The organism is Thiomicrorhabdus sp. 6S3-12 (assembly GCF_017571475.1).
Taxonomy (GTDB): Bacteria; Pseudomonadota; Gammaproteobacteria; order Thiomicrospirales; family Thiomicrospiraceae; genus Thiomicrorhabdus.
On record NZ_JAGETW010000007.1, the window covers coordinates 41,064 to 65,712 of the forward strand.

General features: G+C 49.7%; 18 protein-coding genes. 6 read left to right on the forward strand and 12 right to left on the reverse strand.

The features are described 5' to 3' along the window. On the reverse strand, positions 1-2,337 hold the full coding sequence (locus J3999_RS09020) for an EAL domain-containing protein (protein WP_208127570.1): 2,337 nt from the start codon (positions 2,335-2,337) through the stop codon (positions 1-3). After that, positions 2,334-3,176: a phosphate/phosphite/phosphonate ABC transporter substrate-binding protein gene (locus J3999_RS09025; protein WP_208127571.1), complete on the reverse strand. Its 843-nt coding sequence runs from the start codon at positions 3,174-3,176 to the stop codon at positions 2,334-2,336. The genes J3999_RS09020 and J3999_RS09025 overlap by 4 nt, the downstream gene beginning before the upstream one ends. 304 nt (positions 3,177-3,480) lie before the next feature. On the opposite strand from J3999_RS09025, the gene J3999_RS09030 reads away from it, so the two are divergent. Beyond that, a complete protein-coding gene (locus J3999_RS09030; RefSeq protein WP_208127572.1) occupies positions 3,481-3,876 on the forward strand; it encodes a hypothetical protein in 396 nt (131 codons plus the stop codon). 76 nt (positions 3,877-3,952) lie between these two features. Here the strand turns inward: J3999_RS09030 and J3999_RS09035 are convergent, their stop codons facing one another. Then, positions 3,953-5,713, reverse strand: coding sequence for a DEAD/DEAH box helicase (locus J3999_RS09035; RefSeq protein WP_208127573.1), 1,761 nt, complete (start codon positions 5,711-5,713; stop codon positions 3,953-3,955). 757 nt (positions 5,714-6,470) lie between these two features. Here J3999_RS09035 and J3999_RS09040 point away from each other — a divergent pair. From J3999_RS09040 to J3999_RS09055, 4 genes are all read left to right on the forward strand, one after another. Then, complete coding sequence (locus J3999_RS09040; protein WP_208127574.1) at positions 6,471-6,737, forward strand: hypothetical protein; 267 nt, start codon at positions 6,471-6,473, stop codon at positions 6,735-6,737. A gap of 172 nt (positions 6,738-6,909) precedes the next feature. Continuing rightward, a complete protein-coding gene (locus J3999_RS09045; RefSeq protein WP_208127575.1) occupies positions 6,910-7,587 on the forward strand; it encodes a YjbF family lipoprotein in 678 nt (225 codons plus the stop codon). Continuing rightward, positions 7,584-8,339 carry a capsule biosynthesis GfcC family protein gene (locus tag J3999_RS09050; protein WP_208127576.1) on the forward strand — a complete coding sequence of 252 codons (756 nt, stop codon included), beginning with the start codon at positions 7,584-7,586 and terminating at the stop codon, positions 8,337-8,339. Before J3999_RS09045 ends, J3999_RS09050 begins: the two co-directional genes overlap by 4 nt. Positions 8,340-8,371: 32 nt before the next feature. Continuing rightward, positions 8,372-10,450, forward strand: coding sequence for a YjbH domain-containing protein (locus J3999_RS09055; RefSeq protein ID WP_208127577.1), 2,079 nt, complete (start codon positions 8,372-8,374; stop codon positions 10,448-10,450). A gap of 323 nt (positions 10,451-10,773) precedes the next feature. Here the strand turns inward: J3999_RS09055 and J3999_RS09060 are convergent, their stop codons facing one another. From J3999_RS09060 to J3999_RS09075, 4 genes are all read right to left on the reverse strand, one after another. After that, the gene (locus tag J3999_RS09060) at positions 10,774-12,147 is read right to left on the reverse strand and encodes a TRAP transporter large permease subunit (protein WP_208127578.1); all 1,374 of its coding nucleotides are present in this window, start codon (positions 12,145-12,147) and stop codon (positions 10,774-10,776) included. After that, positions 12,147-12,701 carry a TRAP transporter small permease subunit gene (locus tag J3999_RS09065; protein ID WP_208127579.1) on the reverse strand — a complete coding sequence of 185 codons (555 nt, stop codon included), beginning with the start codon at positions 12,699-12,701 and terminating at the stop codon, positions 12,147-12,149. The genes J3999_RS09060 and J3999_RS09065 overlap by 1 nt, the downstream gene beginning before the upstream one ends. Before the next feature lie 150 nt (positions 12,702-12,851). Next, positions 12,852-13,304 carry a hypothetical protein gene (locus J3999_RS09070; protein ID WP_208127580.1) on the reverse strand — a complete coding sequence of 151 codons (453 nt, stop codon included), beginning with the start codon at positions 13,302-13,304 and terminating at the stop codon, positions 12,852-12,854. 51 nt (positions 13,305-13,355) lie between these two features. Beyond that, complete coding sequence (locus J3999_RS09075; RefSeq protein WP_208127581.1) at positions 13,356-13,967, reverse strand: hypothetical protein; 612 nt, start codon at positions 13,965-13,967, stop codon at positions 13,356-13,358. A 309-nt stretch (positions 13,968-14,276) separates the two neighbouring features. On the opposite strand from J3999_RS09075, the gene J3999_RS09080 reads away from it, so the two are divergent. Continuing rightward, positions 14,277-16,571 (forward strand): primosomal protein N', encoded by a 2,295-nt coding sequence (locus tag J3999_RS09080; RefSeq protein ID WP_208127582.1) that lies wholly within the window; start codon positions 14,277-14,279, stop codon positions 16,569-16,571. Positions 16,572-16,574: 3 nt separating this feature from the next. On the opposite strand, the gene bioC is transcribed toward J3999_RS09080, so the two are convergent. The 5 genes from bioC to J3999_RS09105 all read right to left on the reverse strand — a co-directional run bounded on the left by bioC (position 16,575) and on the right by J3999_RS09105 (position 24,645). Further along, positions 16,575-17,546, reverse strand: coding sequence for a malonyl-ACP O-methyltransferase BioC (bioC, locus tag J3999_RS09085; protein WP_208127583.1), 972 nt, complete (start codon positions 17,544-17,546; stop codon positions 16,575-16,577). A 3-nt stretch (positions 17,547-17,549) separates the two neighbouring features. After that, the gene (gene bioH / locus J3999_RS09090) at positions 17,550-18,332 is read right to left on the reverse strand and encodes a pimeloyl-ACP methyl ester esterase BioH (RefSeq protein WP_208127584.1); all 783 of its coding nucleotides are present in this window, start codon (positions 18,330-18,332) and stop codon (positions 17,550-17,552) included. 65 nt (positions 18,333-18,397) lie between these two features. Continuing rightward, positions 18,398-22,027, reverse strand: coding sequence for a DUF748 domain-containing protein (locus J3999_RS09095; RefSeq protein ID WP_208127585.1), 3,630 nt, complete (start codon positions 22,025-22,027; stop codon positions 18,398-18,400). Positions 22,028-22,154: 127 nt separating this feature from the next. Next, a complete protein-coding gene (locus J3999_RS09100) occupies positions 22,155-23,516 on the reverse strand; it encodes a sodium:alanine symporter family protein (RefSeq protein WP_208127586.1) in 1,362 nt (453 codons plus the stop codon). A 79-nt stretch (positions 23,517-23,595) separates the two neighbouring features. Then, positions 23,596-24,645 carry a putative zinc-binding metallopeptidase gene (locus J3999_RS09105; RefSeq protein ID WP_208127587.1) on the reverse strand — a complete coding sequence of 350 codons (1,050 nt, stop codon included), beginning with the start codon at positions 24,643-24,645 and terminating at the stop codon, positions 23,596-23,598. Positions 24,646-24,649: the final 4 nt, after the last annotated feature.

The window sequence follows — 24,649 nt, forward strand, 5'->3', positions numbered from 1 at the left end:
TCAGTTCTCTTCCCAGTGCAGTTCGGAATGGATATTGCCTAACGACGGGTGCGTTTTCTGCGGTTTGTCGAGGTAATATCCTTGTCCCATATCCACGCCCAGTTCGCGGCAGGTTTCGAGAATTGCCTCGCTTTCGATGAATTCGGCAATAGTGCGTTTACCTAGCCCTTTGGCTACGGTCACCATGCTTTCAACAAACAGACGGTTTTCCATCGAAGTATCCAGATTCTGGATAAAGGTGCCGTCTATCTTCAAAACATCCACTTTTAAGTGCTTCAGGTAGGCAAATGAGGCGAAACCGGTTCCGAAATCGTCCAGACAGACGGTACAGCCGATGTCGTGCAGCGCGTCGATAAACTGGCTGGCATCCTGGATATCGGCGACGGTTTCCGTTTCGGTGAGTTCAAACAGCAGCCGCTGCGGCTTGACCTGATAAAAGGCAATCATTTTGGCGATATAGTCGGGAAGTGAGACATCATCGAACGAGCGTCCGGAAAGGTTGATGGCAATATCCGGAATATTCGGATTTTGCGCCAGCATTTCGATACTGCGATGAATAACATAACGGTCGATTTCGACGATCTGGCCATTTTTTTCCGCAATCGGGATGAACTCGTTCGGATGGACAAGTTTGTTTTCTTCGTCACGGATTCTGACCAGCGCTTCCAAGTGGCGCAGCTTCTGATCCTGGATGTGGTAGACACCTTGAAAGTGCAGTTCGATCTTGTTCTGATTCAAGGCTTTGTTAATCGATTCCGCCCACGACAGTCGGGCCATTTCACGGTCAAGTCGGCTACTGCGCGGATTGTAGATTGTATAGGTGTTTTTGCCTCTCTCTTTGGCTTCATACATCGCGATATCGGCATGTGACGGCAGCATTTCCGGATCGGCGCTCGGATGCGGGTAGAAGGAGATACCGATACTGGTGGTAATCCTTAACTGCTGGGAGCCAAACTGGTGCGGGGTATTCGCCAGCGCATCAATAATGCGTTCAGCAAGAAATTCGGCCTGCCGCTGGTCGGAGACAATTGATAGCAAGGCAAATTCATCTCCGCCGAGGCGGAATAACCACTCCTCCTTGCGGATATGGGTACGCATGGTATTGGCGACCAGGATCAGGGTTTCATCGCCTCGCGCATGACCAAAGGTGTCATTAATCAGTTTGAATTCATCCAGATCGAAAAACAGTAAGGCCAGAAACTGGTTGCGGCGTTTGGCAAAAGAGGACATGCGAAAAATCTGCTGTTTAAAACCGTGTCGATTATTCAGGCCGGTAAGAGGATCGTAAGTGGCCAGAGTAGTCAGCTCCTCTTCCAGTTCTTTCTGCTGGGTAATGTCTTCGAACACCCAGAGGTTGCCACCACCGGTTTGCTTTTCTTCAACATCCATCTGCGTCTGCAGAATGATGCGGCCATCGGAAAGCTGGCATTCGTAACGCCGTTCGCCGACCTGGCGGGCATCAATTTTCTGCTCGGATAACACCTTCAGAGGTGAGCGTTTGAGAACATTTTCCAGTGGCTGGTGGTAGATGGAGATGGAAGGATTCAGTCGCCAGATGTCAAAGAAGGTCTGGTTGTGGTATTCGATCAGTCCGTCGGAGTTTTCGAACAGAATTCCGACATTCATGGTGTTGAGCAGGGACTCCATTCGGCTCTGTTCAAGTTCAAGAAGGTGTGTTCGACGCTGGATGGACTCGCGTAATTCGTCAAAACTTTGCCCCAGTCGGCCGATTTCATCGTGCCCCAGAAAGGGAATCGGGCTTTGATAATCGCCGTTTAACATTTTCTGACTGGCGTGGGTCAGCTTGCGCAATCCTTTGGTTAAAAAGCCCATTAATAGGGTTGTCAGAATGATGGTCAGAAGAATGGCCAGCGTCGTCAGAAAAACCATCTCCTGACGAAGCTCCTGTTTAAGTTTTCCGTACTGCTGCAAACTTAAGCTGTAGACCAAATGGCCGACCAATTCGTCTGCAAGGCGTAACTCGATTTGTGCAAATTGAGTACCATTGTGCGGTTCCTGAGTGTCTTTTCCCAGGTTGTCTACGTGGGCAATACGGCGATTGTCGATATTGAGTACTTCAATATGATCCAGACCGGGATGGTCTTTTATCAGTTGGTTCATGCGTTCAACCAGACTGGCATAATCCTGATTGAACAGCAAGGGGGCTAAAGCCGAGTTAAGAAATTCGCTGAACTGCTCTCTAACGTTTTTCTGCTCTTTATTCGAGAAACTGGTGATTGAATCGTTGATATTTAAAATCAGCAGAAACAGCAACAGGCTCAAAACCGCGGCGATGCTGATATTGATGCGGTTGGCGAGGGAGACGAACCATTTCATGGGGTTACCTCAAGCAGACCGACACCTTTGAGAAAACCGTCCAGTTGCGGCATATCCTGAGGAGTTTCCCGTCGAGTGCCTGTCAGTCCGGTGTTGGCAAAATAGGTTTTGCCTGCTTCGGTATTCGGAAAGTTCAGAAAAGCTTCCCTTAAGCGCCGAATGCGTTCCTGCCCGAGTTTGGGATTGACCATGACGGCAAATCCCGGAATCAGTTCGGATTTGAACAGCAGACGCAGCGACTCTTTGCCTTTCGGGTTGAAGTCCTCCCAAGCCGGTTTGCCAAAAGCGCCAAGAGGCTGAATTTTATTAATCACGGCAAGCATGGCGTTATGGTGCGAATTGGTTTCTATGACCGTGATGTCTTTTCCCGGTGTCAAGCCGGCATTTTGCAATGCTTGACGGCTCAAATAGTTCACTATGGCGCTTTTCGGCGGCATGATAATTTGTTGCCCTTTAAAGTCTTTTAACTGCTTTCCAGCGTTTTCTTCACGTGTTGTGATTACGGCATAGGACGAGTTGGCGGTAAAGCCGAGCCAGTAGTAACCGCTGGCCAGTTCAGCCAGACGTCCCATATGCGGAGCGCCCATGATGATGTCGTATTTCTGTTGCAAAATGCCTTGGTTGTACGATTTGAAGTCTTTGGCGCTGATCAGGTAGACCGGCTCTTTCAGAGCTTGCTCGAAATAGCGTTTAATCGGCTGATGCACTTTTGCAATATAGCTGGGGTTGGCATAGGGGAATACGGCAAAGCTGATATGCGAGGAAGCATAAGCGCCAGCGCATAAAGTTGCGAGAAAAATTGCGCTAATAAACTGGAATAGGGGGCTAAGCTGTATCACGAATAGGCCAGATTTACTCGTAAAATGGATTTCAAAACAGTCCAGATTCTACCTTAGTTTTCGTACTGAAATAAACTAAGTTGCCTAAAAAATACCTGCTCTTACGATGGGATAACTCTTGGTGAATCAGCCGAGAAAGAGCTTCAGGTTAAGGCTTTAATATAAGATTGTGTTTATATTGTCCGATTGTTAGCGATCATTTGAGGCATGGCCTGGGATCGGAAAGGCTTCTTGAACGCGGTACTGTTTCCCTTCGGATGTCCGGTATATTTCATCAGTTCAAGCAAAGAATGGAGTTGGAATTATGAGTGTTTTTTTACGCTTTATGCAGATAACGGTCGTGTATTTCAGCGTATTTTCCGGTTTCTGTTATGCACAGGAGGCGGTCGAAGTTCCGGGGCGGGATGTGATTACGGGTTATGTGCTGACATCGAGCGAGAAAGAGGTCAGTAAACAACTGAAAAAAGTTTTTAATGTGACCATGCAAGTCAGGGTGGAAACGGTTTTGAAAACCAGTAACCGTGTGCAAGCCAATCAAATCATCGATGTTGTCTACACCGAACAATATCCGGATAAGCAGGTTGGGAAGCCGTTTTTAAAACGAAAAATTAAAGCGGGCGATCAATACCGTTTTTATTTACAGAAGCGTTCGGAGAGTCATTATTTCATCTGCAATAAAATGGAGACGATAGCCGATTGAAAAGAAACGGCCCAGGTCGGAAATAAATCCGGCTTGGGCCGTTCAGGCGATTGCCATCAAGAAATGGCAGGCAAACTTAATTGCGTGGTTTCTTGTGGCTTCTGCCGTTGTCCGGTGCTCTTCGGCTTAGACGCTTACGTCCGGCACCTTGTGTTTTGACTTCGGAAATTTGTAACTGCTGACCGCATACCCAGGCTTTTTTCAGGTCGTTTAAAGCTTCACGCGGCATTTTTTCCGGCAAATCAACCATAGAGTAACTGTCTTCAATGGTCAGCTGACGGATAAACTCACTGTCCAGACCGGCTTCATTGGCGATACAGCCGACAATGTTACCCGGGCGGACACCGTGGGTACGACCGACTTCCAGACGGTAGCGCGCCATTCCTTCATCCGGCGAAGAGGATTGACGACGACGCTGGCGACGTTCTCCACCGTCACGATCACGATCTCCGCGGCCGCGACGGTTATCGCGATCAAAGTCACGATCACGGTCGCGTTTGGATACTTCACGCACCGGCTTGTCTTCGATAAAGAAAGGAACGTCTCCCTGCATTAGACGAGCCAGTGCCGCGGCCACTTCGACAGCCGGAACATTCTGTTCGTTTTCTACCTGTTCGATCAGGTCTTGATAGAAGCCTAATTCATCCATTTGCAGCGCTTCGACAATACGGTTTTTGAAACGTTCGATACGGCTGTCGTTAATCATCTGCGCCGAAGGCAGGTGCATTTCGGCAACTTTCTGTTTGGTGGTGCGTTCGATCGACGCCAGTAGACGGCGCTCGCGCGGAGTAACGAACAGAATGGCCGTTCCGGAACGACCGGCACGGCCGGTACGACCGATACGGTGTACGTAAGATTCGTTGTCTTGCGGAATATCGTAGTTAACAACGTGACTGATACGCGGTACGTCAAGACCACGGGCAACAACGTCGGTCGCAACCAGGATGTCCAGCTTGCCGTCTTTTAGCTGGTCAACGATACGCTCACGTTGATTCTGTGCGATGTCACCGTTTAGAGCCGCCGCGGCATAACCGCGTGCTTCCAGTTTTTCGGCCAGTTCAACAGTCGCGTTTTTGGTGCGGACGAAGATGATCAGGCCGTCGATGTCGGCGGAATCGGCTTCCAGAATTCGGGTTAAGGCATCCAGTTTATGACCGCCGCTGACCATCAGGTATTTCTGGGTAATGGTGGTTGCAGTCGCAGTTTTCTGCTTGATAATCACTTCGGTCGGATTATTCAGGTAGTTGCTTGCGATACGGTGAATTTCTTTCGGCATGGTTGCCGAGAAAAGTGCAATCTGACGGCTGTTTGGCGTGTGTTCAAGTACCCATTCAACATCGTCGATAAAGCCCATGCGCAGCATTTCGTCGGCTTCGTCGAGAACCAGAAGTTTCAGCTCGTCCAGTTTAAGGGTGCCTTTACGCATATGGTCCATAACACGGCCAGGCGTACCGACCACAACATGCACACCGCGTTTCAATGCGCGGATCTGTGAACCGTAGTCGGAACCGCCGTAGATCGGCAATACGTGAAAGCCTTTCATGTGGTGGGCGAAGCTCTGAAAGGCTTCGGAAACCTGAATCGCCAGTTCGCGGGTTGGCGCTAGAACCAGAACCTGTGGGTTCTTCTGTTTAATATCGGAGTTGCTTAGTGCAGGCAGAGCAAAGGCTGCAGTTTTACCAGTACCGGTCTGTGCCATTCCCAGAATATCGCCGCCTTGCAGTAACGCAGGGATCGCCTGAGCCTGAATCGGGCTTGGTGTTTCGTAGCCGATCTCGCTGATTGCGGAAAGAATTTCTGGTTTTAGACCGAGGTCTTTAAAAGTGATTTCACTCATCGGGGGTCCTTATCTCTATGGATATGACTTTGCCCGGAATATACAAGGATGGCGGTCAAACAATGGACAGCGCAAAGACTCAGTAGGGTTGCAGGCTTGTCGGCAACGCTGAATGAGGTACTATTCTGGGGCAAATCTGTGTTCATTAAAACGAGCACCTTTGCATCAAAACAGCATCGCATCATAACGAGGCCAGTGGCGTGGCAAACGGCTCTTGGTAGGCATTAATTTTCAGTAGTCGACCAATAAATCAAAACGGGTCGGGGATTTCAGGCTTAAAGATTTTAATAGCCGTATTAATGCGGGGGGCGAATTCTACTAAATCCTTGTGATAATTGCAAATTTTAGATTTCGTTGCAGTGGGGAGTCGGTGAAAAGTCGGCGTTTTCAGCTGAAAAAACTGGAATACAGTTTCTTACGATCTGTTTAAAAGGCGTTTTTGCCTTGTTAAGCAAGATGGCTGTCCGAAGATCCCGTTCACACCCCTTAACGGAGCGGATTTTGTCGGGTTGCAGGAGTAAAAGTCAAAAGCTGTGCGTATTAAATTTCTATTCATGGAAATCATTTAAAGTGAAAGTGTATGAAATCTTTATGATTTTGCTTAGCTTTGATACTGATTTTTTAGTAGCAATGCAAAATATAATGCTATAGACTAAAGCTGAATTTATTTTTACTTAAGGGTTGGGTGTTTTTGCAGTTAATGCGATAAGGCACAAAACCATTAGGTTGAGTTTTGATTTTGTAAGGGGATTTTGTAATGACTAAACTAGCTAAAATGACTTTGGCATCGGTTTTTTCCGCAGCTCTAATGCTTCCTGCGGTTTCTAACGCGGCGCCTGCTGGCGCAGCTGCTTCTGGCGGCGCGGCGGCTTCTGGCGGCGCGGCTGCTGGTGGTGGGGCTGCCGTTGCTGCAGCCGGTGGTGTAGGGATTACTGCCGGTATGGTTGTCACTGCGGTTGCAGTTGGTGCGGTTGCTTTTGCTGCTACTGATGACAATGCTACTGGTACCACGGGTACTAACTAAAAGTAGCGGTTTTTAATGTAACCGTTTCTTTTGAAAAGCCGCTTAATGCGGCTTTTTTTATGCATTGAACCGACCAGAGATTTTGTGTTGTTGGTAACCTCGGATCTTTGACTGACGTTATAATTGCTGAAATACGTTAAAACGGACAATCAATCCGCACTTCTGATATTTTATGAAAAGAATTTATTTACTGATCCTCTTAGGCGTTTTTGTTTCCGGTTGCAGTTCAACTTCCGATAAGAATTCCTCTTCATTTTTTTCTTCCTCGGCAAAACTCTTAACTAATCTGATATCGACGCCGGTCGTGACTAAAGCGCAGGCAAATAAACTGCCTTATGCTTCGATTTACGCTTCATTTGGCGGTGGTGCCTATGGGGTGATGGTGCTCGGCTTTTATCAGGAGCCTGTGCGCAAGTGGCATAGTGCGGATCATTATGCATTGGCGTTCAATGGCGATCAGATCCAGAAGATTTATACGCCAAAAGGCGTTCAGGTCGAAGCCAAAGCAGTCAAATTCTATGCGGGTGAACCTTTTAAGGACGTCAGCGCTGAACGTAGCATGCCGGTTATTTATAAAGTTAATTTCCCGGAACAGAATCGCTACGGTCTGCTTGCCGAAGGTGAGTTACGTATTGCCGGTGAAGAGGTTCGCACGCTGTGGGGCGAGCCAGCCCGATTACAGCGGTTGGAAGAGACGCTTTCGATTAAGGTGTTGAATAAAAGTTGGGTCAATATTTACTGGCGTGATCCCAGAACAGGTTTTATCTGGGAGTCGGAACAGTATTGGGGAGCCGGACCCAATGTTAAATTTCAGGTCTTGAAGCCGTGGATGGAGGTATTTTATCCATGAGTATTAAAATGATCTTTCGCTTTATGTTGCCGTTGTTCCTTGGCCTTTCAATAAATACAGTTTGGGCTCAGGAGGTTGATATCTCCTTTTCGGGTTGTGTGTCTAAAGAAGGCACCATGCGCTTTGAACAACCGCCAAGATTGTCTCAAGTGCTGCAAGTGGCCGCTATTCAGGAGTGCGCTTATTTTGCCGGCGCTTCCTGGCGCAGCGAATTGGCTAAGGAAGCCCAGCTTAAGCAAAAGCAGGCGCTATTGGCAAAGATTGACCTAGTGTTGAATGCCAACCAAGATCAAGCTTTGCAGAGTTATTTGCAAGCACTGCGCCAGTTAATCGATTCCCAGAAGGTTACAGGGCGTATTTTTGCGAGTTTGACTCCGCTTGAGGTCGATACGGCTGCGCGGGCCAACAGAAAAGTTATGAGCCGTGCATATTTCCATTTTCCAAAGCAACCACAATCGCTGCTTTTCATCGGTTTTAAATACCCTTCGATACCCTATGCCCCCGATTGGGATCTGAACCGCTATGTCGAGAAAAATCCGCCTCTGGCGTTTACTGAAAACGGCTGGGTGATCGTTGTTCAGCCCGCCGGTGCAATCGAACGCCGTAAAGTGGGGCTTTGGACGCATGAGCAATTTTATGCCGCTCCCGGCGCCTGGATTTTGGCTCCGGTCAAAGATGCCTATCTGCCGGATTCGGCACAGGATTTTAACCAGCAATTAGCCCGATGGTTGGCTACACAAACGATACGTTAGGAGCAAAAGAAGTGTTTCGTAAGCATCCATTAGTGGCTTCAATTTTACTGGGATTCGCAGCTTTACCGTCTGCTCAGGCGGAGCCTTTATCTTACTCGCAGACAAACTCCGGCGAAGTTGGTCTGGTTGAAATGCCGACTTCAAGAATGTATCCGGAAGGCGCTTTCGGCGTACATCTTTCCTATGCGGATCCCTATTCAAGGGTGGCGGTAATTGCTCAACCGTTACCGTGGTTCCAGTTCCTGTTTAAGTATACGGACATCTCCAACCGTCTTTACGGAGAAGAGATAGCGGGATCGCAGAGTCTTAAAGATAAATCGACCGATATTAAAGTACGTCTGTTCGAAGAAAGCTATTATTTGCCTGAAGTGGCGGTCGGGATTCGTGATGTCGGCGGGACGGGGTTGTTTTCCGGTGAATATGTCGTTTTGAGCAAGCAGATCAAAAATCTTGATCTTAGTTTTGGTATGGGGTGGGGCTATCTCGGCCAGCAAGGGCACCTGGATAATCCATTAAGCCTTCTTGGGGATTCGTTTGATTACCGTGATGGTCGGGATGCAGGTGATCAAGGCGGTAATATCTCTTATTCCAATTTCTTTTCCGGTGAAAAGGTCGCGCTGTTTGCCGGTGCCGAATACTATTTCGAATCCATGCCTCTGCGCTTGAAAATCGAATATGACGCAAATGATTACCAGAATGAACCCTTAGGAAACGTGCTGGAACAGAAATCGCCGATCAATCTGGGGGTCGTGTATTCTCCGCTAAAAGGAATCGACCTCCAACTCGGTATGGTTCGAGGGAATGAAGTCTACGCAGGGGTAACTTTCCGCACCAACCTTAAAACAGCAGACAACCCTAAACTTCTTGACCCGAAACCGGTTCCAGTGCAGGAAGCGGCTCGCCCCGACGAAGCGGATTGGCCGACAATTGACCAGCAGCTCAGAGCGAATGCAGGTATCGATGTCGAGCGGATCGAACAACAGGATCAGGAACTTTATATCTACGGCAATCAAAAACAGTACCCTCTGGCCAAAGGGGTCGGGCGAGCAGCTCGTCTGCTGGATAATCAGGCACCGGATGAGATAGAGCAGTTTCATTTTGTCGATCTGCAATTCGGCCTGCCGGTCTCTCAACTAAATCTTCAACGCGAAAGTTTCCATGCAGCAGCGAATTTGGAAGCGGAAGAAAGCGTGATTACCGAGACAACGTCATTCAGTAATCCGAAAGCCGTCAATGACGAGCAGCGGGTTTATCAAAGTAGTTCCATCGGGCAGTTTAATTATGATGTCAGTCCATATTTCTCCGGAAGTTTCGGCGGGCCGGACGCTTTTCTGCTGTACCAGTTGGGGCTTAAGGCAAATGCCGATTATCGGCTGACCGAAGGCTTGTTGTGGAGCGGATCTTTGAAACTGGGGTTATTGGACAATTATGATAATTTTGAGTATCAGGCAGATTCGCTTCTACCGCGCGTGCGAACCAGTATTCGAGATTATCTTAAGACCTCCGTTTTGCGCATGGATAATATGCAACTGTCTCATTTCGAGCGCTTGGCCCCGAACTGGTATGCCAGCTTGTATGGCGGTTATCTTGAATGGATGTACGGTGGAATCGGTGGCGAGCTTCTTTACCGGCCTTTAGGTAAAACTTGGGCGCTCGGACTGGACGCCAACCGTGTTAAGCAGCGAGATTTTGATCAGGGACTTGGTTTCCGTGATTATGAGGTCACTACCGGTCACTTAACCGCGTACTATCAGAGTCAGGCAGGGGTACAGGCGAAAGTCAGTGCCGGACAATATCTGGCGGGAGACCGCGGCGTCACGATTGATTTGAGCCGACAGTTCAAAAATGGCGCCAGTATCGGTGTCTGGGCAACTAAAACCGACGTTTCAGCCGAAGAATTCGGCGAAGGGAGTTTTGATAAAGGGTTCTACTTCCAGCTGCCTTTGAATATGTTTAGCTTCAAGTCAACCAATGAAGTTGCAGAACTGAACTGGCGCTTCCTGACACGGGATGGCGGACAGATGCTGAACCGCAGATATGAGCTTTATGATTTGACGCGTTCCCGCGATCAGCAGCGCATATTGAACAGCTTCGACCAGATTCTTGATTAGAGCTGGTCTGCTCCCTCTAGTTCAGAATTCGGGCGGTAAGCCTGCCAGTCCGGCTATCTCGATCAACTTGGATCTTGAATAACCGGTTTGTCGGGTAGCTGCCGCTTGCTGAACCGAGAGTGACCTGTCGAGTGCCTAAGACGCCATCGGCATCTGTAGAAACCTGCACGGTTGCTACTCGGTCATCAGCCCGCGCGAAATTGGTAATAGATACGTGATAAACGCCGGAAAATTTGAGTTGAGCAATTTTGACTCAGGTAGTTTTTGGGGCAATAAAAAACCAGCATAAAGCTGGTTTTTTTACATTTAAATGGCCGTGAAGGTTATTCGCTATAGACTACGCTTGGCAGCCAGGTGACGATTTCCGGCCAGATGGCAATGACAACCAGAACGCTGAGTTGTATGCCGATAAACGGGATAGAGCCTCTGTAGAGGTCAGCGGTTTTCAATTCCGGAGGCGCGACTCCGCGCAGATAAAACAGTGCGAAACCGAAAGGCGGCGTTAGAAACGCCGTTTGCAGGTTTATGGCGATCATAATACCCAGCCAGATCGGATCCACCCCCATCATCAGCAGAATCGGAGCGACTACTGGAACCACGACGTAGGTGATCTCAATAAAGTCGAGGAAGAAGCCCAGAACAAACATCAGTGCCATAACGATTAACATGGCGGTAAAGATGCCACCCGGAAGATCCGAAAGCAGATCATGCATCAGATCGTCGCCTCCCAGACCGCGGAAGACCAGCGAGAAGAAGGCCGCTCCAATAAAGATCAGGAAGATCATACTGGTCACTTTTAGAGTATCTTGCATGACGTTCTGTAAAACCTTGAAACCGAGCTGGCGGTTGAACAAGGCCAGCAGCATAGCGCCAAGAGCACCAAGTGATGCAGCTTCAGTCGGAGTAGCGAATCCGCCGAGAATGGAGCCCAGAACCAACAGGATCAGCAGCAGGGGCGGTAAAAGGCTTTTCAGTACACGTTTTCCCAGACCCGGAGTGACCGGGGTGCCGATATGGTTCGGAACCTTAGCCGGGTGACGTACGGCCTGGAAGAAAAGATAAGCCATATAGAGTACGACCAGTAGCATGCCCGGCAGAAGCGCTCCGATAAACAGGTCGCCTACCGACAAGGTTTCCGGCGAGAATATGCCCTGGTTAAGTTGGGCCTGCTGGTAGGAGGAGGAAAGCACATCGCCGAGCAGAATCAAAACGATTGACGGCGGAATAATCTGCCCGAGAGTTCCTGAGGCACAGATGGTGCCGCTGGCCAGTTTCGGGCAATAGCCTTGCTTAAGCATGGTCGGCAGGGCCAGAAGCCCCATGGTGACGACAGTTGCGCCGACAATGCCGGTGCTGGCGGCCAGCAGCATGCCGACCAGTATGACCGCCAGACCAAGCCCGCCTTTAATACCGCGCATGACTTCATCCATTGTATGCAGCAGGTCTTCGGCAAGCTTGGATTTTTCCAGCATAATTCCCATAAAGACGAATAAGGGTACGGCGATCAGAGTCTGGTTGTTCATAATGGCAAAGATTCGGTTTGGAATGCTTTGCAGGAATGCCATGTCGAAAGCGCCGAAAGCGTTGGCCGCCAGTGCGAAAAGCAAGGAAGCGCCGGCCAGGGTCAAGGCTACCGGAAAGCCGAGTAGAAGAGCGATGAAAATCACCGCGAACAGTAACAGGGAAAGCCATTCCATTAAAGTTTCCCTCCTTGCGGTTTTTGCTCTTCGCTGTCGTTAGGGGCTGCGTTTTTGAGTTGTAACCAACTGTTCCCGATCACTGCTATAGCCTGTAAAAGCAGCAGGGTGGCCATAAGCAGAATCAGGGTTTTAAGCAGGTAGACATAGCCGAGTCCGCCGGCTTCCGGAGAGGTTTCCGAGATTGCCCAGCTGGCGGAGACATAATCCCAGCTGCTCCAGAGGATATACACTGTAACCGGCAAGGTAAAGAGTATAGAGCCAAGAAGATTGACCCACTGTTTACGTTGCGGAGTGTAACGGCTGTAGAACACGTCTACCCGGACATGTTCGTCATGCAGGTAGGTATAACTGATGCCGAGCATAAAAAGGATGGCATGGTTATAAGTGATGGTTTCCTGCAAAGCGATGGAGCCGGTTTCGAAACCGTAGCGGAGAATAACAACCAGAGAAGTAATAATTACGAGGCTTAAAACACCCCAAGCGAAAATACGTCCGATAATATCCTGAAACGGATAGTGGAAACGCAGGTAGGTCTGTACGAGTTTATCCATAAAAATTCATTAGAATTGAGCAGTCATTGCTGCCTATTTTAGCGATTTTTATGCATCTCTGGGGGTTTGTCTTAAAAATGCTGTGCGAGTCGGTGGCGTTGCGGTCTACCCAGTGTGCCGGAGTAGACCTTTATGAAGGATTTTTACGGGTTACAGGTTAAAAATAATGTCGTAGATAACCCGTGTTTTGCGATGCATTAAAAGGATGTCGCTACCGATGCGAATTCGGATCATATCGTTTGGCGGAGGAGGAAGGTGGCGCTCTAAATCTCGAGGCAAACGCTGATAGCGAACATTATGCGGAAGCGGCTTATGCAGATTGTAAGGGCGCTTGTAATGTCCGGGAGGAATCGGTTTCTGGCGCTTTTTATTGCGTTGATTCGGGTGGTAGTAACGATAAAACTCATCCCGTTCGCGACTGCTGAAGCGGTAGTTGTAGTCGTAATACTGCCGATCATGATATTTCTTATAGTGCGGGTATGCCTGCGGAGGGGATTCGATCACGGCTCTATGTTGAACCACACAGCCGTTAAGCAGTAACGCGGCACCGAAGGTCGCCAGTACTAATGGGCGAAAACTCTTTTTCTGCTTTGTCGTAGTCATGGGTACTCCTCTAACGGAAAAGGCCATTAAACCTCACAAGTCGAGACAGGCTTAAGGGGCCGAGCGATAACCAAAGCTTTTTCCCTTAAATTTATCACTTCTATTGCGGTCGGTTGCAGTTTTTTTTGTATATTTATCGTTTGAATCGTCGGTCTTTTTCACTTCCGGCGTCCGATGGGCGGGTATTTTGGGCGTTTTGACATAGGCTTCCCGGCGGCTTTGCGAGGCATGCTGTTTGTCCTCTTTCACTTTCTGGTTGAAAGAACGGAAAGGTTTTCCCTGATTTTGGGATTGTGTTTTTTTCATCTTGGGCGGTGATGGAATCACTACTTTGGGCGCACGAATCGGTTGCGTTTGATTCCATTGTGAATGGTGCTTTCCAGCCGTTTCCGTACGTTTTTTCTCATGCGGATGATGTTTGTGGCGATACTCTTTTGAATAGCTTGGCGGGTAAGAAGAGTAATACGGATGTGAATAATAGTAGTTAACCGGTTGTGGGGAGTAGTAATAAGGTACATATTCGACCTGCGTTTGCGCGGATGGGTGGTGAACCACGGTGCAGCCGCTTAGCAGAAGTACGGCGGTCATTGCCATGACCGATACAAAGCGAAAAAACGATTTACCGCTTAAAAATGGCGTGGTTTGTGGAATTGAGCTCGGCATACGACGTCTCCTGAGATTGATATGGGCGTTTATGTAGCGGCGCTTGTAGATCGTATTATCGTATTCTGAATGGTTCGTGTTCGGATCTTCCATTCTTAAAAGTGGAGTTGCCGATATGTATTTAACAGTTAATCACCTTTTATTGCTCAGAAATTGACAAAAGGCTTCCTAAATCTTTAATAAGCCGTGAAGCGGATTCTTCACAAGGATTGAATTCCCAGTTTTTCTTGGCTGTCTTCTTGGGCCGAAAACGCATTACAATAGTCCCGTTCACGGGCATAATTTTATTGACGGTGTTTGGGAGGAAATTTGCAGTCTAATACTTCAGGGCAGGATGGAGCCGGTACTTCTGTTACTAAGGCGGTTTTAAAAGTCGCCGTATCGGGGCCATTTCTAACCCCGCTTGACTACCTTGATTGCGATAACTTAACCGAAACACCTGAAATGTGGCCGAAGTTAATCGGCCGGCGGGTGGAAATTCCTTTTCGTAACCGTTCTCTGGTCGCCATTGTGGTTGCCGTTGCGCCGGCGGATTATGCGCTTGAAAAAATCAAAACCATTCTCCGATGGATCGATGAAGAACCGGTACTGCTTTCACAGGATCTGACCTTCCTGCAGTGGGTCAGCGATTATTATCACGCGCCTATGGGCGAAGTGATCAATACCGCCTTGCCAAAGCGTATTCGTGCCGGTGAAAACGCATGTCTCCAAGGACAGGATGTCTGGATGCTTACTGCACTCGGGCGCGAACACCTGCAAAACCTACCTGCTAAAGCCAAGGCGCAACGAGCTTTGGCCGGGCAATTTCTAACCTCCGAAACCCCTCTCAACCGGGAAGTCTGTAAAGCTCAAACCTCAAGTTGGCGAAAGTTTGTTAACGAATGGCTTGACCGCGGCTGGTTAAATCAGACCAGCGGGGCATGCTGGCAAGAAGCGGTGACGGTTTCGGGGCCGCAGCATGCGCTCAATAACGAACAGCAGTCGGCGGTGGACCAGGTGGTTAACCATGTCCGTTCCGAAGAGGGCTTTGCCAGCTTTCTGCTGCAGGGAATTACCGGCAGCGGTAAAACCGAAGTTTATCTGGCTATGGTTGAGCATGTACTTGAGATGGGGAGGCAGGTATTGATTCTGGTTCCGGAAATCGGCCTGACGCCGCAGATGATTCAGCGTTTTTCGGCCCATCTTCAACGTCCGATCGCATTGATGCATTCGGCAATGAACGATACTCAGAGACATTGCGCCTGGCATTCGGTACGCAGTGGCGAAGTCTCTGTTCTGATGGGGACGCGATCCGCGGTGTTTGCGCCCTTCAAAGACTTGGGTCTGTGCATTATCGATGAAGAACATGACACTTCTTATAAGCAGCAGGACGGTGTGCGCTATTCAGCGCGGGATATTCTGGTGCGTCGCGCCTATCAGTTGCAGGTGCCGATTGTATTAGGCTCAGCGACCCCCTCATTGGAAAGTCTGTTCAATGTCGATCAGCAAAGATATCGTCTGCTGACCTTGAGCCGGCGGGCCGGAGCCGCCAAGCCGCCGCAAATCCGCTTGATCGATATTCGAGGAGAGAAAATTCAAGAAGGGGTCGGCGCGAAGCTGAAGGCGGCTATGCAGAAGCATCTGCAGGCGGGACAACAGGTGCTGCTTTTTTTGAATCGCCGAGGATTTGCTCCGGTTCTAATGTGTCATGAATGCGGCTGGCAGGCGCAGTGTCCGAGTTGCGATGCCAATATGACTCTGCATCAGGGGAGCTATCATCAATACCTGCTCTGCCACCATTGCGGAGAGCAGATGGGGATTCCCGAATCCTGTCCGCAGTGCGGTAGTGAAGAGTTGCATACCGTCGGCCAGGGAACCGAGAGGCTGGAAGAGACTATTGTCGAATGGTTCCCCGAAAAGACGGTGTTGCGCATCGATCGGGACAGCACCCGTCTGAAAGGAAAGATGGAGGAGTTGACTCAGCAGGCGCAAAAAGGCGAGGCAGATATTCTGATCGGCACCCAGATGCTGGCCAAAGGCCACCACTTCCCGAAGGTGACACTGGTCGGTCTTTTGGATATCGATCAGGGGTTGTTCAGTTGCGATTACCGGGCAACGGAGCGAATGGCGCAGTTGTTATTGCAGGTGGCTGGTCGTGCGGGGCGGGCCGATGACGAAGGCGAAGTGTTGGTGCAGACGCATCACCCTCAGCATCCGTTATTGCTCAAGCTGATTAATGAAGGTTACGGGGCTTTTGCAGAAGCTGCGCTGCGCGAGCGTAAAGAAGCGAATCTTCCGCCATGGCGTTTTCAGTGTCTGGTTCGTTGCGAGGCGCACAATGCGCAGGATGCACTGGACTTTCTGCATTCGCTTAAGGCTGGATTGGAGCTGCAGTGGCAGACCTTACAGCAGGAGTCGGCTGATACGGTGCTCGAATTCTGGGGGCCGGTCAGTGCGCCTATGATGCGGCGACAGGGGAGGTATCGTTACCAGCTTATGCTGGCCAGCGATTCGCGACCGAAATTGCATCAGCTGTTAACTCTGATGTTGCCGCACATCTATCAGAGCCCTCTGGCACGTAAAGTGCGCTGGAATCTGGATATTGATCCTCAGGATATGTATTGAGGGCTAGGGCGCTTTACGTGTTTGACGCGAGAACTCGTCCAGACTGATCTCGACCAGACCGCTGCGATCACGGTCCGGACCTTTGAAACGTTCCTGTGCCGCCCAGGCATGACCGTGAACGACCTCGTAGGTTGCCGGAATTTTGCCATTGCGGCGCAAGGTTTCATAGGCATTCAGCATTGCCTGAAAGCGTTCCTTGCCCATTAAGCCGCGGTTGCGGTTAAGGCTGGCATTGGTTGCACCGATCGCCTTGAGATCTTTCATCACGCCGATCGGTTTGTCATAGGTCAAGGTGAAATGCTCGACATCCATCACCGGCTGGCCGAATCCGGCGCGGATTAAAGCGTCGCCGATATCATGCATATCAATGAAGTGATTGACGTGTTCGCGTTCCGTATCCGCCATGTTCCAGGCCTGACGCAACTCCTTCAGAGTGTCCGGGCCGAAAGTCGTGAACATCAGTAATCCATCCGGCCGCAGGACGCGACGGAATTCAGCAAAGACCGCATCAAGGTCGTCGCACCATTGAAGCATAAGGTTGCTGGTCAGCATGTCCAGACTGTTATCGGCAAAAGGCAGGGCAAACGCATCGGCGTTGAGCATGACTGCGCCGCACTTATTTGCGAGGTTTTGCGGTAAAAGTCGATTAACTGCGCCTAGCTTTGGCATTTTGGGCTTGATCAGGCGAGATCTTGCCTGATGGAGCATTGCTTCGGAGAGGTCTACGGCGAACAGTTCAGCTTCCGGGTAGCGTTGCATCAGTTTTACAGTCAGCAATCCGGTGCCGGCCCCGATATCGGCGATCCTCTGTGCTTGCACGGTTGTCAGTTCCAGACGTTCGTCAATGCGTTCGGCGACGGTTTTTTGCAGGATGGCGGCATCATCGTAGCTGGGCGCAGCGTGGCTGAAATGCTGCTTGAGATGCTGGCGGTTTACCTTAAGCAGATGTTCGTTGTGTTCGGGGTTGTTGTTCATGAATTATTCTAAAGTCAAAAATGAGATGATGGCTTGCGCAGTATCTTGCGGATGCGAAACAAACGGCGTATGTGCCGCGCCGCTCAGAATGCGTACCTGTGCCTGAGGCTGTATTGTACTGAATTCGCTGATAAATTCCTGCGGAATCAACGGATCATGCTCTCCGAGCAACCAGAGCATAGGTTGTTTTATCTCTCCGGCCTGTGGCCGAAAATCGAAGTATTTAAGCAAGCGAAGTCCTTGGGTCAGCCCGCCGAGTGAAGGCATTTTATAGTCGTTCATGCGTTTGACGAATTGACGGATCTGTTGGCGCGGAACATCGCTTCCCTGCATCTGCAAGGCCCAGAAACTCTTGAGTGTTGCCAGGGAGTCGGCGTGTATGGAATGCATGAAGTCTGCCATCAGTTTCGGTGAGACCGCCCATCGCCAGTCATCGCTCTGAGTAAAACGCGGAGTCGAAGCAAGGCAGATCAGCTTTTCAATGCGTTGTGGTTCCTGAATGGCAATCTGCTGGGCGAGAAGGCCGCCAAGCGACCAGCCAAGAAGATGCGTTTTTTCCGGAAGCGCCTGCAGAATTTCGTTTGTCCAGGAAGCCGCCAGTTGTTGGTCGTTTGCTTGATCGGCCACTTTAGAGCTGTTGCCAAAGCCCGGAAGCTCGATTAAATGTACCCGAAAATTCGAAGCCAGATAGGTTTCAGCCCACTCCTGCCAGATCGCATTTTGAGCACCCCATCCATGAATCAGACTCAGGTTCTCTCCCTGCCCGAACGATGTAACCTGTAGCATTTTTCGACTTTTCCTGTTTGAGTTTTATGGGTGTGAACGCGACGACAGCGCGCCGCGCTTGGTTGTTAAATGCCCAGATCGACTTTCGGCGCGGCCTTTTCGGCATCAATTTTCGGCTGGCATAGAACCAGCTGATTGGTGCTGACGCCTTGTTTGATCAGGTAGCGTTTAATGACCGACTGTCTCAGCTTGGCCAACGCCAGCAGACGCTCGTCACGGATAATAATCTCGCCGTCCTGCTGTTTCTGACGTTCGGCTTGACTGGCGCGAGTCATTTCAATCAATGCCGCGCGGTCGCTTTCACTGGCGCCACCGCACAGTTTGATTTGCACATTGGTGCGGGATTTTAGCAAAGTTGCGACTTTTTGCAGGTATTGCTGCATTTCTGCGCTCAGGCTGGCTTTGGTTTCAAGGAATGTAACCGGCTGCAGTCTGACAGCGGAGACCTGGTCAAGCGCGAGCTCTCCGACCAGAGCGATGGCTCCGAATGGCTGTAGTGCGAGCAGAAGATAGGTTCGGGTCGCTTTGCCCAGAGCACCGTTCAGCGCTTTGGAAACAATGCTGCTGATACTGAAATTCGGGTTCTCCAGATCGCCATTGATAGGCAGGTCCAATTTGATATTGCCGCTTTTATCCTGTAACAGGTCCAGTCCTATTTCCAGAGGAACATTGAAATTTTTATTGAACTCGTCAGTCTTGGCTTGATCTGCACTACTGAGTTTGAATTTGTAGAGTTTGATTTTGTTGTTGATGTCGAGTTTGTTCTGTTTGATCAGGCTGTCGATGGTTGCGGACAGCTGCCCGCTATCGATTTTGTAGCCGATGGCTTCTTCGATTAACGGCGAAAAGTCATTCAGCGACAGACCGTCGATTTTTGTTTGCGCGTCAAGACTGATTTGAGAGGTTGAAGGGCTGATTTTGCCGGAGGATTCTATGCGGCTGAATTCATCTATTGCTGCGATCAGTCGGAAATTACTAAGATCCTGCGGTTTTTGACTGTCAAATGCGCTGATCTCAAACACTTCGAGGTGAATGTCTTTATGGATTGGTTTCTGCTCGCTTTGCAGTTCGACCTTAATTGCATTATCACCTGTCAATTGCAGAGAGTTGAATGCAAGTTGTGTGCTTGATTGTTGTGACGTTTTTTCTGTTGCCGGTTGCGTTGATTCAACGGATTGCGCTGCTTCTATTCCCAAGGCCTTCTTAAGAGCTGAAATCTGCACAATCTGCTTCTCTTTATCCAGAGTTAATTGTGTCAAAGTGTCCTTAATAACGATATTGCCCAGTTTGGCCTCAATCGAAGGGGTTGTCTGGATTTTGGCCTGATCCAGAGTCAGGCGGCCAATTCGGTTCAACGGCACCTTTTGCGCGTTTTGGTAGCCTTGCAATTGGATATTGCGGATATCCAGATTTCGCAGCGAAAACTGTTCAAGAGAAGTAAGTGTTAATTGTTTTAAGTCCAGATTCTGAATGCTGATTGCCGGTTTGCGCGGCATTAGGCGGGAGTCTCCCAGGCGAATTCGTTCGGCGTTAAGTTTGAGCTTTCCGCTTAACTGCACGGCTGGATTTGCTTCACTCACCGTCTGGTCAAGCAGAGTGTTCCCTTGCCAGTTGAGACGTTCTATCGTGCTGATTTGCTTTCCTTGATTCAGTTTCAGGGCTTGGATGGTACCTTTTCCCTGATAATCAACGAGCGTGTTTTGGGCGTTCATTTCAAGGTTAAGAGTAAAGTCGCTATCCAGATTGTGCGCAATCTCCATCGCGTCCGATGTTTCAGATTGCGGGATCTGTGTCTGGGAGTCGGTGAGTTTAAACTTTCCGTTCAGCATTAAATGCTGCAGTGCCGCCTGTTCCGCTGCGTTGCTTTTGCTTAATTGATAGTCGACATTGCCTTGATAGATTGCCTCGGCGGCCTGTTGAATCAGGCCAGTCTGTTTAAGAGACAGGTCGGAGATTTGAATGCTTCCCTGCTGCTGAAGCTGCAAAGCTTCTTGGGAATTGTTCAGCTTGAGATTCAAGTCCGCATTCACGCTGTTGTTTATCTGCGCCTGTTCGGAGTTAACGGCTAAACTCTGAGCCTTGAGCTTTCCTTTGATTTCCAATTTCTGCTGGCTATCTGTAGCACTTAGCGCAATTTTTCCATTCCAATTGATTTGCGGAGTTTGCACGCGGTTGTTGTTTTGTTCAAGATTCAGCTGGCGAAGTTTGATACTGCCGTTTTGTTGCAATGTCTGGCCTGCATCATCCAGCTCTGCGTTAAGGTTAAGCGTCGCCTGGAGCTGATTGCGCACCTTTAGTTCGTTTACCTTTTCACGTGAAACATTGAACTCGCTCTGCTGGATGGCGAGGTTGTCCAGATTAAGAGATCCGGTCGTAGACAGTTTCAGGTTGTCGGCAATATGTACCTCTTGCTGGCCTTTGAAGTCGAAAAGCGGTAGTGATACAGTCAGCTTCTGAGCGCTTTTGTCGGCAAATTCATGATCTTGGCCGAGTTTCAGTTTTTCGCCTTTGAGATGACCGTCCAGTCGCAGTTTCATGCTGTCCATAAACCATTCGATATCGCCGTTATAGGCGAGTTTCGGGTAATTGATGTCAGTTGCGGTTGTTTGCTGCTCTGCCTTTGCAGTCTGTTTGATTGTCAGATCGGTAAGCGTCACTTGACCCGACTGACGAATTTTGGTGTCGTGGTTTAACTGGCCTGCAAGATGGATGTCCGCGGTAAAATTGCTGTCCACTTGCAGACTTCCATCGACAGATTCCTGTTTGAAGCTGAGTGCATTCCCCTCGATTTTACCGTCTATCTTGACGCCTTGAATGTCTCCGTGGAAATAGTGGACATCACCTTTCCAATGCAGGTTCTCGCCGGCGATATTCTGCTCTTCAATTTGCAGTTCGGCCTGCTGCATGTTGATTTCGCTGTACTGATATAAGGTCAATCCATTTTGACGCTGTTCCAGAGTGAAAGTCAGTTCGCCGTCCAATTGGCCGGAGGCGGTAAAAGGCAGCCAGTTTTGAATGTCGGCCAAGTTTAATTCTTGTACTTTGAGTGTTCCGACCAGTTTGGGAATTTCGCTGAACAGGTGGAGCTGCAGGTTGGCGTTGATTTTATGCTGATTCAGGGCGCTATTGAGTTTCAGGCGAGCGAAGTCTTTATCCCATGAGTAGAGTTCATCAAGCGTCAAAGAGCGGATCTGATAGAGCTGTTTTTTCTCTTGCTGAATCAGGTTTAACTGGAAATTGCTGACGGTCAAACGATCGACGCCGAAATCGACGGCCGCTGCTGTATCTTGCTGATCGTCCGAGTTGCTTTGCGGTAAAGGAATGCCGGCGATTCGATAACTCTGTTGATCGCCGTCCTGAATAATTTCAACCGGCAACTGAGTTCCGATCAATTTGATTTCGGCAAACTGCAGGCGTTTTTCAAGCAGTTTGCTTAGGCGTAAGTCGGCCTCAAAAGCTTTGATTTTTGTTGTTTCAGTTTCGTTTTGCAGCTTAATGTTATAAACAGCAATTTTTCCGTTAAAAAGATTGATGTCGACATTGCCGATAGAGACTTTTTGGCTTGTCTGTTTTTCCAAGGCGTAGATCGCCCCGTATTGCACAGCGATGGGCAGGATGGGAATAAACAGAGCCAGAAAAATGATCAGCCCGCTTATCCAGGGATGGGTTTTAAAAACAGCAAAGAGTTCGCGCATAAAAAAGCTTTGAGACGATACCTGAGAAACCTTTATCTTCTGGCTTTCTGCCATAAAGGTCAAGCGCCGTCAGCGGCTAAATCGACAAAGAGTGCGCCTCGCAGAGACGCACTGGGAGAGAAGGCGTTTACCGGCGCTGTGGTTTTTCTGTGTGGAAGTGTGCTTTTGTCAGCTGTACAACGATCGGAGACAACACCAGCAGGGCGATCAGGTTCGGAATAGCCATCAGAGCGTTAAGAAGATCTGCCAAAATCAGCACGGTATTGAAGTAATCCGACAGTGCGGCACCGGCAAAGATGGCGATAATCCACAGTATGCGGTAGGGCGTAATAATTCGCGTATTGCTCAGATACTCGGCACAACGTTCGCCATAGTAGCTCCAGCCGAGCAATGTTGTGAAAGCAAAAACTGCCAAGCTGACGGCGACCAGCATCGCGCCTAAATCGGATCCGATACCCTGACTGTAAGCCATGGAGGTTAGGACGGAACCGGTTTCACCGCTGGTCCAGACGCCAGTGACCATAATTACCAGCGCGGTCATGGTGCAGATGATAATAGTGTCGATGAAGGTTCCAAGCATGGCGATATGCCCCTGTCGTACCGGATTGTCCGTCTGAGCAGCGGCGTGTGCGATCGGTGCGGAGCCGAGGCCCGCTTCATTGGAGAATACTCCGCGGGCAATACCGAACTGGATTGCCAGAATGATGCTGGCCCCGGCAAAGCCGCCGGCTGCAGCCGTTCCAGTGAAGGCATTGCCGACAATGGTGCTGACAGCCGTCGGCAGAGCGTCCAAATGCAGCGCCAGAATCCATAGTGAAACGCCGACATACAGAGCGGCCATTAAAGGAACCAGTGCCGTAGCGACGTGTGCGATTCGCTTGACGCCGCCGAAGATAACCAGACCGATTAACGCCATTAGAGCCAGGCCGGTGTATTGATTGTCGATTGAAAAGGCACTTTGCATGGCGCCGGCGACGGCGTTTGCCTGAACCATGTTACCGATGCCGAAGGCGGCGATGGTGCCGAAAAGTGCAAAAGCGAAAGCCAGAGGTTTCCACTTGTCGCCCATGCCGTTTTTAATGTAATACATCGGCCCGCCGACGTAACGCCCGTCTTCGTCGGTTTCACGGTAATGAACGGCGAGAACCGCTTCGGAATACTTCGTCGCCATTCCGATCAGAGCGGTAATCCACATCCAGAAAATCGCACCCGGGCCGCCGATAAACAGTGCTGCTGCGACGCCGGCGATATTTCCCGTGCCGACTGTAGCGGCCAACGCGGTAAAGAGAGCACTCATCGGCGGGATATCTCCGGCTTTATCCGAATGACGCCCGCGCCACAGCATCTTGAATGCCTTGCCGAGATTGCGTAAAGGCAAAAAACCGAGTCTGAATGAGAGGTAAATTCCTGTGCCTAAAAGCAGGGTCAGCATGACCGGGCCCCAGGCCCATCCGCTGGCGGTGGCGAGCAGTTGGTTTATCGTCTGCATAGATATGCTCCGCGAATTAGAGAGTCGTTATAAAATTTGCTTTCGGTCACCGTAGCGACAAAGCTTTTACTTGTCCAGTTTATTCTGGAGATGTTTTGATCGATGCCACATAGGCGGCAATGGTTTCGTCTATAAAGCGCAGTTTGCCTTGTACGATATCCGATACCTTAAACGGATAGGGGTCGGAGACCCCCATGCTTCGATTAAGTGCATTCATTACCTGCGTGACTCTATGCCATTCCGAGAACCAGTGATCGAAGTTGTGTTCTTGAGGGTCGTAAGCGCTCAGTCCGTAACTCTGTGCTGTTTGCAAGGTGTCGACTATATGCAGATAGTGTGACCAGGTTTCAGCCCAGTCCTCATGCGGATGACTGCTTGCATAGGGGGTGATGTAGCGGCCTCGCCAATGGTTTTGTTTGCCTTGCTGGTAATAGCGTTCCAGCGCTTCGTTGTAATCTTCTCGCTCGTCGCCGAAAACTTCGCGAAATTTCATTTTCTGATCGTCGGTTGCAAACAGCGTGCCCCAGAAGTAGTGGCCTATTTCATGACGGAAGTGGCCCAGCAGCGTTCGATAGCGTTCCTGCATCTGTTCTTTCATGGTGTGCAGAAAGCCTTCGTCAGCCTCGGCAGCATTGAGAGTGATCAGCCCGTCCGAATGCCCGGTCAGAACATGCTCGATGTCGATATTCGGATTACTGCGCTTATCTTCAAGGAAATCGAACTGTAAATTGGCGATCTGTTCCGGACGGCGCGCGTCAATAAGCCTAAGGGCGATAAGCGTCTGAAACAGCTGACGTTTGCAACGTTCCAGATGAAACCAGCGGTTGAGGTTTTTCTCATAGCTCTGATCCGGAATCGTGCGGGTTGTTCGGCAGGCAATGCATTGACAGTTACTGTCGGTATTGGACAGCAGCCAGTTGCAGCCGACATCGGCGGAGCGATGCTCGCAGACTGTGAAGTCAAGCGATTGCTTTTTATTGCCGCTATGAGCGATAAAGCGGTTTTGCACAAGCTCACCGCTCCACATGGTTCCTATCTGAGGATCATAGGCAAGATCGCGCCCGCAGTTTTTGCAGACGTGATCGTAAAAGAAAACTTCCTCTCCGCATATGCAATAGAATCGTTTCATACGG